General features: G+C 70.0%; 9 protein-coding genes and 1 pseudogene. 5 read left to right on the top strand and 5 right to left on the bottom strand.

Going from position 1 to position 12,134, the window contains the following annotated elements; translation table 11 throughout:
- Positions 1-29: 29 nt before the first annotated feature.
- Positions 30-1,070, top strand: coding sequence for a helix-turn-helix transcriptional regulator (locus AC5P09_RS16635; protein WP_493874653.1), 1,041 nt, complete (start codon positions 30-32; stop codon positions 1,068-1,070).
- Here the strand turns inward: AC5P09_RS16635 and ctaD are convergent.
- A pseudogene (ctaD, locus tag AC5P09_RS16630) lies at positions 1,069-2,640 on the bottom strand (aa3-type cytochrome oxidase subunit I); the annotation flags it as partial. The gene AC5P09_RS16635 and the pseudogene ctaD overlap by 2 nt on opposite strands.
- A gap of 430 nt (positions 2,641-3,070) precedes the next feature.
- Here ctaD and AC5P09_RS16625 point away from each other — a divergent pair.
- The gene (locus AC5P09_RS16625) at positions 3,071-3,286 is read left to right on the top strand and encodes an I78 family peptidase inhibitor (RefSeq protein WP_307673747.1); all 216 of its coding nucleotides are present in this window, start codon (positions 3,071-3,073) and stop codon (positions 3,284-3,286) included.
- A 111-nt stretch (positions 3,287-3,397) separates the two neighbouring features.
- Here AC5P09_RS16625 and AC5P09_RS16620 read toward each other — a convergent pair whose 3' ends face one another.
- Together AC5P09_RS16620 and AC5P09_RS16615 are read right to left on the bottom strand one after the other, a co-directional pair.
- Complete coding sequence (locus AC5P09_RS16620; protein ID WP_493874652.1) at positions 3,398-4,405, bottom strand: phosphatase PAP2 family protein; 1,008 nt, start codon at positions 4,403-4,405, stop codon at positions 3,398-3,400.
- 237 nt (positions 4,406-4,642) lie between these two features.
- Entirely contained in the window at positions 4,643-5,827 is a 1,185-nt protein-coding gene (locus tag AC5P09_RS16615; protein ID WP_493874651.1) for a mannosyltransferase family protein, read from the bottom strand.
- A gap of 279 nt (positions 5,828-6,106) precedes the next feature.
- On the opposite strand from AC5P09_RS16615, the gene AC5P09_RS16610 reads away from it, so the two are divergent.
- Both AC5P09_RS16610 and AC5P09_RS16605 read left to right on the top strand, forming a co-directional pair.
- On the top strand, positions 6,107-7,708 hold the full coding sequence (locus tag AC5P09_RS16610) for an MFS transporter (RefSeq protein ID WP_493874650.1): 1,602 nt from the start codon (positions 6,107-6,109) through the stop codon (positions 7,706-7,708).
- A gap of 306 nt (positions 7,709-8,014) precedes the next feature.
- Positions 8,015-9,187, top strand: a complete 1,173-nt coding sequence (locus AC5P09_RS16605) for an acyl-CoA dehydrogenase family protein (RefSeq protein ID WP_493874649.1) — start codon at positions 8,015-8,017, stop codon at positions 9,185-9,187.
- A 39-nt stretch (positions 9,188-9,226) separates the two neighbouring features.
- On the opposite strand, the gene AC5P09_RS16600 is transcribed toward AC5P09_RS16605, so the two are convergent.
- On the bottom strand, positions 9,227-9,667 hold the full coding sequence (locus AC5P09_RS16600) for a cell division protein SepF (RefSeq protein ID WP_266442164.1): 441 nt from the start codon (positions 9,665-9,667) through the stop codon (positions 9,227-9,229).
- A gap of 300 nt (positions 9,668-9,967) precedes the next feature.
- On the opposite strand from AC5P09_RS16600, the gene AC5P09_RS16595 reads away from it, so the two are divergent.
- Positions 9,968-11,158: a DUF5685 family protein gene (locus tag AC5P09_RS16595; RefSeq protein ID WP_493874648.1), complete on the top strand. Its 1,191-nt coding sequence runs from the start codon at positions 9,968-9,970 to the stop codon at positions 11,156-11,158.
- A gap of 11 nt (positions 11,159-11,169) precedes the next feature.
- On the opposite strand, the gene AC5P09_RS16590 is transcribed toward AC5P09_RS16595, so the two are convergent.
- Positions 11,170-12,111 carry an ABC transporter substrate-binding protein gene (locus AC5P09_RS16590; protein ID WP_493874647.1) on the bottom strand — a complete coding sequence of 314 codons (942 nt, stop codon included), beginning with the start codon at positions 12,109-12,111 and terminating at the stop codon, positions 11,170-11,172.
- Positions 12,112-12,134: the final 23 nt, after the last annotated feature.

Genomic DNA, 12,134 nt, shown 5'->3' with positions numbered 1-12,134 from the left:
TGTCCGCGATCGCTGGCAGACTCGGCCCCATGTTGGAGACCTCGGCACGACTGCTGCGCCTGCTCTCGCTCCTCCAGGCCCACCGCGAATGGTCCGGCGCCGACCTGGCCGACCGCCTCGGCGTCACCCCGCGCACCGTGCGCCGGGACGTGGACCGGCTGCGTGAGCTGGGCTATCCCGTCAACGCCAGCCCCGGCACCGGTGGCGGCTACCAGCTGGGCGCGGGCGCCGAGCTGCCGCCGCTGCTCCTGGACGACGACGAGGCCGTGGCGGTCGCCGTGGGGCTGCGCACGGCCGCCGGGCAGGGCATCGACGGCATCGGCGAGACCTCGGTCCGGGCCCTCGCCAAGCTGGAGCAGGTCCTGCCGGGCAGGCTGCGCCGCCGGGTGAGCGCCCTGAACGCGTTCACCGTGCCGATGCTGCGCGGCCCTTCGCCCTCCGCCGTCGACCCGGCCGTCCTCACCGAACTCGCCAACCTCTGCCGGGACACCGAGCGGCTGCGCTTCGAGTACCGCGATCACGAGGGCGCCCCGACCCGCCGCAGCGTCGAACCGCACCGCCTGGTGTGCAGCGAGCGCCGCTGGTACCTGGTCGCCTGGGACCTCGACCGCGAGGACTGGCGTACGTTCCGCGTCGACCGCATCACCCCCAAGCCGCCGCACGGCCCGCGCTTCGAGCCGCGCGAGCCGCCCGCGGAGGACCTGGCCGCCTACGTCTCCAAAGGCGTCTCCACGCGCGCGTACGCCTCGCACGCGGTCATCCGGCTGCTCGTGCCGATGGCAGAGGCCGCCGAGCGGATCTCGCCCTCCGCGGGGACGCTGGAGGCCTCCGACGAGAACAGCTGCATCCTGCGCACCGGAGCCGCGAGCCTCGACGTGATGGTGCTCCACCTGATGATGCTGGGTTTCGAGTTCGAGGTGCTGGAGCCCTCGGAGCTGACCGAGGCGATCAGGACGGCTCGCGACCGGCTTGCTCGCTCTTTGGCTCGGGCTGGGGAGTCAGGGCCGCGTACTCGGGATGGTGCAGATCGAACGCCGGGGACTCGGAGCGGATCCGGGGCAGCGTGTTGAAGTTGTGCCGGGGCGGCGGGCAGGAGGTCGCCCACTCCAGGGAGCGGCCGAAGCCCCAGGGGTCGTCGACCTCGACCTTCCGGCCGTACTTGGCGGTCTTCCAGACGTTGTACAGGAACGGCAGCGTGGAGATGCCGAGCAGGAACGAGCCGATCGTCGAGACCGTGTTGAGCGCGGTGAAGCCGTCGGCGGCGAGGTAGTCGGCGTACCGGCGGGGCATGCCCTCCGCGCCCAGCCAGTGCTGCACCAGGAACGTGGTGTGGAAGCCGACGAACAGCGTCCAGAACTGGATCTTGCCCAGGCGTTCGTCGAGCAGCTTGCCGGTGAACTTCGGCCACCAGAAGTAGAAGCCGGCGAAGGTCGCGAAGACGACCGTGCCGAAGACGACGTAGTGGAAGTGCGCGACCACGAAGTACGTGTCGGTGACGTGGAAGTCCAGCGGCGGCGAGGCCAGGATCACCCCGGTCAGGCCGCCGAACAGGAACGACACCAGGAAGCCGGTCGCCCACAGCATCGGCGTCTCGAAGGACAGCGAGCCCTTGAGCATGGTCCCGGTCCAGTTGAAGAACTTCACTCCCGTCGGCACCGCGATCAGGAAGCTCATGAACGAGAAGAACGGCAGCAACACCGCGCCGGTGGCGAACATGTGGTGCGCCCACACGACCATCGACAGACCGGTGATCGACATCGTCGCCGCGACCAGCGTCAGGTAGCCGAACATCGGCTTGCGGCTGAAGACCGGGATGATCTCCGTGATGATGCCGAAGAACGGCAGCGCGATGATGTAGACCTCGGGATGCCCGAAGAACCAGAACAGGTGCTGCCACAGCAGCGCCCCGCCGTTGCCCGCGTCGAAGACCTGCGAGCCGAACCGCCGGTCCGCCTCCAGGACCAGCAGCGCGGCGGCGAGCACCGGGAACGCCATCAGGATCAGGATCGACGTGAACAGGGTGTTCCAGACGAAGATCGGCATCCGGAACATCGTCATGCCGGGGGCGCGCATCCCGATGATGGTGGTGATGAAGTTGACCGCGCCGAGGATCGTGCCGAAGCCGGCCAGCGCCAGCCCCATGATCCACAGGTCGGGGCCGACGCCGGGGGAATGCACGGAGTCGTTGAGCGGCGCGTAGGCGAACCAGCCGAAGGCGGCCGGACCGGACGGCACCAGCAGCGAGCCGAGCACGATCAGTCCGCCGAAGAGGAACAGCCAGTACGACAGCATGTTCAGCCGCGGGAAGGCGACGTCGGGCGCGCCGATCTGCAACGGCATCAGCTCATTGGCGAAGCCCGCGAAGCTGGGGGTCGCGAACAGCAGCAGCATGATCGTGCCGTGCATCGTGAAGAGCTGGTTGAACTGCTGGTTGTCCACGATCTGCAGACCGGGCCGGGCGAGTTCGGCGCGCATCAGCAGCGCCATCACACCGGCGATCAGAAAGAACGCGAACGACGTGATCAGGTAGAGATGGCCGATCTTCTTGTGGTCGGTGGTGGTCAGCCAGTCGACGACCACCTGGCCGTGCCGCTCGGTCCGCACGGGTCGTGCCGTCGCCTGCGCGGTCTGCGTCCCCATCGCTCGCTCGCCCCTTCGCTCGCCCTGCCCCGGGCCCGCTGAAGCCCGCGCCACGCGTACCCGCGAGCTCACGTCATGATGCTCGCGCCGTCGCGTGCTCCGACAGGGGGCGTACGGGCGTTCTGTGCTGAAACCGTGTATTTCTTATGTGGTGTCAGCACCCGCGGGTCCCTGCGGAATCGAGCGGGGAAAGGGGTCGGGAACGGTACTTCCGGAACTTTCCACGGGTCTTTTCCCGCGTCCCTCACGACACGCGGGAATTGCGTTCGATTACCTGCGGAAGGACCAGGAAACCGCTCGTACGTGTGACGGAGTTGGTCCAAAACGAGTGTCGTGATTCTGTGACAGAAGCGTGACCGGAGAGGGACGCGTGACGCCGGGTGCTCAGCCCGGACTTCCCCGGTCGTCGGACAGGGCCTAGCGTGGCCGTATGGCACAGATTCCGACTCCTCCCGCCGAACCCGACGACAGTCCGGACGCCTATGTCGGCCTCGACGCCGACCGGGCCGAACGGCTCGCGCGCGAGCGCGGGTGGTCGACGGTGCGCTCGCTGCCGCCGGGGGCGATCATCACCATGGAGTACCGCGTGGGGCGGCTGAACTTCGAGGTGAAGGACGGGCAGGTGGCCCGGGCCTGGAAGGGCTGACCCCTCGACTCGACGACTACGACTACGGCGACGGCCCCGGCTCCGGAGAAGGAGCCGGGGCCGTCGCCGTGCGGGGTGGGGCGTGCGTACCGGCCCCGCTGCTGCCTCGGGTCAGCCGCCAGTCAGGGGACGGGCTGTGGAGGCCGTACCGCGTGCGGTGCGGTCCGTCTGGGCTGGGCGGCGGCTGCCGACCGGGGTGACCGGTGTGCGTTCCGAGCGGGTCGTGTGCGGGCCCGGGGCCAGGTAGACGGGCGCGCGGGGTGCCGCGGCGCGGGCCGCGGTCTCATTCTGGGAGGCCGGGCGCGGCTTGAGCCGTACGGGGGTCTCGACGGGCGACAGGGGCGCCGGTGCCGTCTTGCTGCCGCGGGCCCGCCAGCGGTCGCGCAGGTCGAAGATCTGGTCCTCGGCGCGGGCGATCAGCGGCTCGAACCACGGCAGCGCCAGCAGGACCAGCAGGCCCGCGACCCAGCCGAGGAGTACGTCGCTCAGCCAGTGCGTACCGAGGTAGACCGTGGCCATGCCGACGCCGAGCGAGGTCACCGCGGACAGGGCGGACAGCCAGCGGCGCGCTCTCGGGGTGGAGGCCAGATAGGCCAGGATTCCCCAGGTCACCACGGCGTTGGCGGTGTGGCCGCTGGGAAATATATCGCCGCCCAGACCCATCTCGTTCGAGCCGATGGTGGTCGCGTAGTGCGGCCCGAGTCTTCCCATGCCGATCTTGGCGGCGCCGACCGTGATGTTCAGCAGCAGCAGGGAGGTGGCCAGGGTCAGCATCGGGCGCAGGGTGTGCTGCCGCCAGGAGCGCCAGGCCAGCCAGGCCGCGATCATCACCGCGGTCGGGCCGCGCTGGCCGAGTACGACGTAGTAGTCGACGAACCAGTGGATCTCGGCCCACTGCTGGTACGGGCGGAAGAACATGACCTGCCAGTCGAGACGGACCAGCCAGGAGGTGATCACGACGAGCCACACGATCGCCAGGTAGAAGGCCAGGGTTCCGGCGAGCAGCGCGACCCGGTGACGGCTCATCTTCGGCACGTCGATATGAGCCGGCCGTTCCGGCTCCCGGTCCAGCCTCGCGAACACCCGGTCCAGACGGGTGAGGTTTCGTTCGGTACGCACCCAATCGACGTTACAGCGAGTGAGCTCAGTTCCCCGGCGATTCCACGGCTTTGTGATGACGATGTGATGTGGGATTCCTCTCAGCGAGAGGTTTATTTCCAGGGATTCCGCAATGCCGACGGGCGGCGCCCTTCAATTCCTTTGATCATTCTGGGTTGCGGTTTTATTCCGCTTATGAATTCGTTCACCAAATCATGGGGTGGAATTCTCCGGACGCTCATCGCGCTCCGGAGTCGGTCACGGCGGACCGGAGCCGTTCAGCCAGAACGCCCCGTACAGGGACGACGCCACGGCGATCGTCCCGAGCACCACGGCTGACCTGGGCGTACGCAGCCGGGCCAGGGCCAGGGCGAGGGGCAGCAGCAGGGGGAAGGCGGGCATCAGCAGGCGCGGTTTCGAGCCGAAGTAGCTCGACGCGCACAGAGCGAGGGTGGTCACGACCCCCGCGTACACCAGGAGCGGGAGCGGTTGGCGCTGTCGTACACAGACGACGTACAGCCAAACGAGCAGCCCGACCCCGACGATCAGCCCCACGCCCGCCAGGGCCGAGGGAAACGACGTGAACTTGTCGGCGACGAAGCGGGCGAAGGCCTGGCCGCCGTCGAAGCCGTTGCGCCAGCCGGCCTGGACGTCGAGGTAGCCGAGGGGGCCCTTGCCCGTGTGGTGGCCGACCCACAGGACGTAGCCGACGGCGCCGAGGGGGGCGAGGAGCATGCCGAGGGCTCGGCGTGCGCCCAGGGAGCGTGCTTCGGGGTGGGCGCCGTCCGGTCGCGCCGGGCTGCGGTCCCGGACGAACGAGGCGACGGCAGCCACCCACACCGCCGCGACGACCGCGAGGCCCACCGGGCGGGTCAGGCCCGCCAGCAGGGCCAGGGTGCCGGCCGTCACCCAGCGGCCGGTCAGGACCGCGTACAGCGACCAGGCGGCCAAGGCCGTGAACAGTGACTCGCTGTACGCCATCGACTGCACGATCCCGACGGGGAGGACGGCCCACACAAGCACCGCACAGACCCCCGCCCGGCGGCCGTGGACATGATCGGCGACCGCGAAGATGCCCCAGGCCGCCGCCACCGAGGCGAGCAGCGCGACGGCGAAGCCCGCGTCGGCGTACGACAGCGGGGTCGCGGCGGCCAGCAGCCGCTCCAGCCACGGCAGCAGCGGGAAGAACGCGAGGTTCGAGTGCACGTCGCCGTTCGGCAGGCGCACCTCGTAGCCATACCCCAGCTCGGCCACCCTCGTGTACCAGAGGGCGTCCCAGCGGGCCGTCAGCAGCGTGTACGCGTTCTTGTCGCGCGCCGCGCTCCACAGGGCCAGCGTGAGCAGCCCCAGGGCGCGTACGGCCGCGTAGCCGAGCAGCGCCGGAGCCGCCCGGCGCAGGCTCGGGGCGGCGGGCGGGGCCGCGCGCGTTTCAAGATCGGTCACGGGCTCGATTATCGACGGCGTGCGGAACCGGGGGTCCGAGCGGGGCGTGGTCGCAGGGGAGGGACGGGGAGAGGAGGGGAGAGAAGTGGTGCACGCCACACGCGTTCCGTGCAACCTCTGAGAGGTCCGCCACTTGGTACCGGCACGAACTCGCGTACGCTGACGTGTCACTCGCCACTGTTGCGCGGGCCGGAGACCACCGCTCCTCTCCGGCCGAGTCATGGGGAGTCCCCACCCCGTGAGCCCGCCGAAGCGAGGGAACATCTGGGAGGTACGTACATGTCCGGGACGACCACGGCCGCTGCGCTGCGCCGTCGGGCGGCCGGGGCCGGTGCCAACCGCTGGGTCGTCCTTGTGGTGCTGTGTGCCAGCCTGCTCCTGGTCGCTCTCGACGCGACCGTGCTGCACGTGGCGGTCCCCGCCGTCACCGAGGACCTCAAGCCCGGCGCGATGGAGCTGCTCTGGATCGTCGACGTCTATCCCCTCGTCTGCGCCTCGCTGCTGATCCTCTTCGGCACGCTCGGCGACCGCGTCGGCCGCAGACGGGTCCTGCTGCTCGGCTACGCGCTCTTCGGCGTCGCCTCCGCCATGGCCGCCCTCGCCGACACCGCCCAGGTGCTGATCGTGGCGCGGGCGCTGCTCGGCGTCGGCGGCGCGATGATCATGCCGGCGACGCTCTCGATCCTCCGCCAGGTCTTTCCCGACCGGCGTGAGCGGGCGCTCGCGATCGGCATCTGGAGCGCGGTGGCGGCGGTCGGCGCGGCGGTGGGTCCGCTGCTCGGCGGCTTCCTGCTGGAGCACTTCTGGTGGGGTTCGGTGTTCCTCGTCAACATCCCGCTGATGCTGGTCAGCCTGCCGATCGGGCGATTGTTCCTGCCCGAGTCGAAGGGCGACGGGCGCGGGCCCTGGGACGTGGTCGGCGCGCTGACGGCGGCGGCCGGGCTGTTCTGTCTGGTGCTGGGCGTGAAGCGGCTCGGGAGCGGGGAGCTGGGCCCGTTCACGGTGGTGCCGGTGGTCGTGGGCGCGGCGCTGATCGTTCTTTTCGTACGGCGTCAGCGGCGCCGGGCGCATCCGCTGGTGGACCTGCGGATGTTCGCCCGGCCGGCGTTCAGTACGTCGGTGGGCTGCATCGTGCTGGCGATGCTCGCGCTGGTCGGCCTCGAGCTGATCGCGGCGCAGTATCTGCAGCTGGTGCTGGGCCTGTCTCCGCTGGAGACCGGGCTGCGGCTGCTGCCGCTGACCGTCGCCGCGATGGCGGCGGGGCTTGCGGGTGCGCGGCTGCTACGGCGGTTCGGGCCGCGTCGGATGGTGAGCTGCGGTTTCCTGCTGACGGCGGTGGCCGTGGTGCTGCTGACGGCGATGGGCGGCGAGGACAACCCGGCTCTGATGCTGTTCGGGTTCGTGCTGCTGGGCTTCGGCCTGGAGACGACTCTCTTCGGGGCGTACGAGTCGATGCTGAGCGAGGCTCCGCCGGAGCAGGCGGGTGGGGCGGCGGCGATCGGGGAGACCTCGTACCAGCTCGGTGCCGGCATCGGGATCGCGCTGCTCGGCAGCGTGATGAACGCGGCGTACGCGCCCGGGCTGTCGTCGGTGCCGGGTGTTCCGGCGTCGGCGGCGGCGTCTGCGGGGCATTCGCTGGGCGAGGCGTACGAGGTGTCCGAGCGGCTCGGGGGGTCGGCCGGGGTGGCCCTGCGTCGGACGGCTCAGGACTGTTTCGTGTACGGGCTGCATGTGACGTTGCTGGTGAGCGCGGGGTTGTTGCTGCTGGGGGCGGTGATGGCGTTGCGGTTGCCGCGGGCCATGCAGTGCGGGGAGGTCGGGGCCGGGGCCGTGGAGGTACCTGCGCCTCGGGAGGTCGCGGACTCCCGCGTCTCCGCCTGACGAAGTGCTTCTCCCACCCACGCACGGCCCGTGACTGTCGGTCGAGAGGTGGAGCTCTCCTGTGGGGGTGGACCGCCGTCGGCGGCCGCGGGTCGCCTGTCGGCGTGATGCGCCACATCCCTCGGCGGCGCGGCACCTGCCTCAAGCCGCCGACGGTGACGTATCCCCACTGGCGACGTTTCACCATGTCAACTGGCTGTCACGGGTGCTGCGTGGGTGGGAGACGTCCTGGACGTGCGGGACACTGCGTCGTAACGTCAGGGTCGGAAACGTAACTAGCGGTGCTAGTTTTGAGAGGGCGTGCTCATGGCTCCGTTCGACCCCGCCGACCTCCTCGGTGTCGATGACCTGCTCGCGCCGGAGGACCTGGCGATCAGGGAGACCGTGCGGGCGTGGGCCGGTGATCGTGTGTTGCCGTATGTCGCCGAGTGGTTCGAGAGCGGGGAGCTGCCCGGGATCCGGGAGCTCGCGCGGGAGTTGGGCGGGATCGGGGCGCTCGGGATGTCGCTCAGCGGGTACGGGTGCGCCGGGGCGAGCGCCGTGCAGTACGGGCTGGCCTGTCTGGAGCTGGAGGCCGCCGATTCCGGGATCCGGTCGCTGGTGTCGGTGCAGGGGTCCCTCGCCATGTACGCCATTCACCGGTTCGGGAGCGAGGAGCAGAAGCAGGGCTGGCTCCCGCGCATGGCCGCCGGTGAGGTCATCGGGTGCTTCGGGCTGACCGAGCCCGACCACGGCTCCGACCCCGCCTCGATGCGGACGTACGCCAAGCGCGACGGCAGCGACTGGGTGCTCAACGGCCGCAAGATGTGGATCACCAACGGGTCCGTGGCCGGGGTGGCCGTGGTGTGGGCGCAGACCGAGGACGGGATCCGGGGGTTCGTCGTTCCGACCGACAGCGCCGGGTTCGCCGCCCCGGAGATCAAGCACAAGTGGTCGTTGCGCGCCTCCGTCACCAGTGAGCTCCTGCTCGACGACGTACGGCTGCCCGCCGACGCCGTACTGCCGGAGGTGACGGGGCTCAAGGGGCCGCTCAGCTGTCTCTCCCACGCCCGCTACGGCATCGTCTGGGGAGCCATGGGCGCGGCCCGCAGCTGCTTCGAGACCGCGGTCGACTACGCGAAGACGCGGGAGCAGTTCGGGCGGCCGATCGGCGCCTTCCAGCTGACCCAGGCCAAGCTGGCCGACATGGCGGTCGAACTGCACAAGGGGATTCTGCTCGCCCATCACCTGGGGCGTCGCATGGATGCCGGCCGCCTGCGTCCCGAGCAGGTCAGCTTCGGCAAGCTCAACAACGTCCGCGAGGCCATCGACATCTGCCGTACGGCCCGGACGATCCTCGGTGCCAACGGGATCTCGCTGGAATACCCCGTGATGCGGCACGCGACGAACCTCGAGTCGGTGCTCACCTACGAGGGCACCGTCGAGATGCACCAGCTCGTGCTGGGCAAGGCGCTCACCGGGCTCGACGCCTTCCGCTGAATTCCCCCAGCAGCGGCAGGGCCGGTGAGCGGCCCTGCCTCAGCTCTGGTTGAAGAAGCCGTCCGTGCGGTGCGCGGCCGGGTCGCCGTTCACGATCTCCGTGTTGGCGGGGGTCAGCAGGAACACCCGGGTGGACACGCGCTCGATCGAACCACGCAGGCCGAAGATCAGCCCGGCCGCGAAGTCGACGACGCGCTTGGCGTCGGCGGCCTCCATGGCCGTGAGGTTCATGATGACCGGGACGCCTTCGCGGAACAGTTCGCCGATGGCGCGGGCGTCCCGGAAGCTGTCCGGGGTGACCGTACCGATCCGGCGGCCCTTCTCCTCGGCGACGTCCGAGGCCACCTTGACCCGCGGGTCGGTGACCCAGGCATCCCCGGGCTGCTCGGTCCCTTCGGAGTAGTCGTCGTCGTAGTAACGCTCGTCATCGTTGTCGTCGACGAGGCCAAGCCAGGCACTTGCCTTGCGTACCGATCCCATGGACGCCTCCTCTCACAGCGGTCTTTTCTGCTTTCCGCATCCCTATGGTCATCCATGATGCGGACGTCGCGCCAAGTGGATAGACGCCGCGCGGGGGGTTTGTGACGGTACTGGTGCACAGCGAATCCGTCGAGAGTCCGTGTGTCCCAAGGGTCGTTCCGCAAACGGCTGCTGACTGTGAGTGAAATATGATTCTTCACGGCGTATGGGTGATGGGCGGTGCGTACGGGTGAACGCGGCGATCGGTACGATGCCGCAGCTCACCGCAGTTCAACGTCGTACGCACCACGGGGGATCGTCGTGTTCGGAATCGTCAGGCCGTGCCGTCACAGGCTCTCGGAGAGTCTCAAAGCCCAGTGGATGGCGCATTTGTGCGGGCTGTGCCTCGCGCTGCGCAAGGACCACGGACAGTTCGCGAGGGTCGTCACGAACTACGACGGCTTGCTGATATCTGTTCTGACGGAGGCTCAGGCCGAGAAGGACGGTGGCGGGCGGCGCACGGCGGGGCCGTGTCCGCTGCGCGGAATGCGTAGCGCGTCCGTCGCGCACGGTGAAGGGGCGCGGCTCGCGGCCGCCGTCTCGCTGGTGCTCGCCTCGGCCAAGGTACGCGACCATGTCGCCGACAAGGACGGGCTGCTGGCCCGCAAACCGGTGGCGCTCGCCGCGCGCCGGGTCGCCGCCAGCTGGGGCCGTGCCGGGGAGCGGACCGGCTCGGACGTCGGGTTCGACACCGCCCTGCTCGTCGACGCCGTGGAGCGGCAGGTCGGCATCGAGGCGCTGGCGGGGCCGGGAACGCCCCTCCTGACGGTCACCGAACCCACCGAGACCGCGACCGCCGCCGCCTTCGCCCACACCGCGGTCCTCGCCGGACGACCGGGCAACGCCGAACCGCTCGCCGAGGCCGGGCGCCTCTTCGGACGGCTCGCGCATCTCCTGGACGCCGTGGAGGACAGGGAGGCTGACGCCGCGTCGGGTGCCTGGAACCCCCTCACCGCCACCGGGACGCCCCTCACCGAGGCCCGGCGCCTGGCCGACGACGCCGTGCACGGGATACGGCTCGCGCTGCGGGAGGCCGACCTCGCCGACCCGAAGCTCGCGCACCGGCTGCTCGTGCACGAGCTGCGCACCTCCGTGGACCGGGCCTTCGGCACCGCCTCCTGCGCGCACCGGCCCGCGCCGACGGGAGCGATGCCGGGCGGACCGTACGCCCCGCCCGGCGGCCCGTGGGCCCCGCTGCCGCCGGAGCCGCCCCGCCGCGACCGGCGCGGGCTGCTCGCCGGGTGCGCGGTGTGGATGGGGCTCGCCTGTACCTGCCAGATGTGCTGCGGAGGGTTCGACGACCCGTGGAGCCGGGAGCGCCGGGAAGGACTGTGCTCCAACACCGACTGCAGCGGCTGCGGTGACTGCTGCAGCTGCTGTGAGTGCTGCGGGAACTGCTGCGGCGACGACGGCTGCGGCTGCGACGGGTGCGACTGCGGCTGCAGTTGCTGAGCCGCTCCCGGTCAGTCCTTGAGCTCCGGCGGTGAGATCTCCGACTTCGTGAGCGCCGAGCCTGTCGTCCCCCACTTCTTCAGGATCCTGTCGTACGTCCCGTCCGCGATGAGCCTGTTCACCGCGGCCCGGAAGGCGGGGGCCAGCTTGGTGCCCTTCTTGAAGGCGAAGCCGACGTCCAGGCGGTGGAACTCGTTGAGGAACTTCACGCCCTCCTGGCGGGCGACCGCGTACCGCAGGCCGTTGATCGTGGACATCACGACGTCGCTGCGGCCCTGCTGGAGCGAGGACCAGATGGCTCCCTGCTCGTTGTAGGTCTGCACCTTGTACGCCTGCTCGCCCGCGTCGGTGCACAGGTGCCTGTTGTCCTCCAGGGTGGCCTCGAAGGTGGTGCCCGCGCCGGTCGCGATGTTCAGGCCGCACAGCTGCTTGAGGTCGGTGACCTGGGAGAGCTTGCTGTCCTTGCGGGTGGCGAAGCCCTGGCCGTCGTTGATGTAGGTGACGAAGTCGATGGTCTTGCGGCGTTCGTCGGTCACGCCGAAGTTGCCGACGCCGAGGTCGTACTTGCCGCTGTCGAGGGCCGGCAGGATCGCCTCGAAGCTCGCCTGCTCGGTCCTGAGCCTGATGCCGAGGACCTTGGCGACGGCGTGCGCGAAGTCGACGTCCTGGCCGGCCAGGGTCTTCCCGTCGTCCAGGATCGAGGTGCCGGGCGGCTGGCCGGAGACGCTGACGGCGAGGGTGAGGCTCGACGCACCGGACGGCAGGAGCTCGGCGGCTGCCTCGTCCTTCTTGACGGCCGAGACGACGTCCGCGGTCGGGACCTGGTCGGACCGGGCGGAGGTGCTGACGGTGCCGTCCCTGCCGGAACCGCATGCGGTGAGGACCAGGGTCGCCGCGGTGATCAGGGCAAAGGGGATGACGAGTCTGTTTCGGGCAGGCGTGGGCGTGCGCATCGTGAAGCGGTCTCCTGGGAGCG

The sequence above is a fragment of the Streptomyces sp. a15 genome (genome assembly GCF_059026085.1).
Note: the sequence above shows the minus strand (reverse complement) of the source record. Positions and strands in the feature narration are given on the sequence as shown.

What these genes read in the sequence shown, in the direction of transcription:
- AC5P09_RS16635 (WP_493874653.1), top strand. Translation starts at nt 30, where the DNA reads ATGTTGGAGACCTCGGCACGACTGCTGCGCCTGCTCTCGCTCCTCCAG.
- AC5P09_RS16625 (WP_307673747.1), top strand. Translation starts at nt 3,071, where the DNA reads ATGGCACAGATTCCGACTCCTCCCGCCGAACCCGACGACAGTCCGGAC.
- AC5P09_RS16600 (WP_266442164.1), bottom strand. Translation starts at nt 9,667, where the DNA reads ATGGGATCGGTACGCAAGGCAAGTGCCTGGCTTGGCCTCGTCGACGAC.
- AC5P09_RS16610 (WP_493874650.1), top strand. Translation starts at nt 6,107, where the DNA reads ATGTCCGGGACGACCACGGCCGCTGCGCTGCGCCGTCGGGCGGCCGGG.
- AC5P09_RS16590 (WP_493874647.1), bottom strand. Translation starts at nt 12,111, where the DNA reads ATGCGCACGCCCACGCCTGCCCGAAACAGACTCGTCATCCCCTTTGCC.
- AC5P09_RS16605 (WP_493874649.1), top strand. Translation starts at nt 8,015, where the DNA reads ATGGCTCCGTTCGACCCCGCCGACCTCCTCGGTGTCGATGACCTGCTC.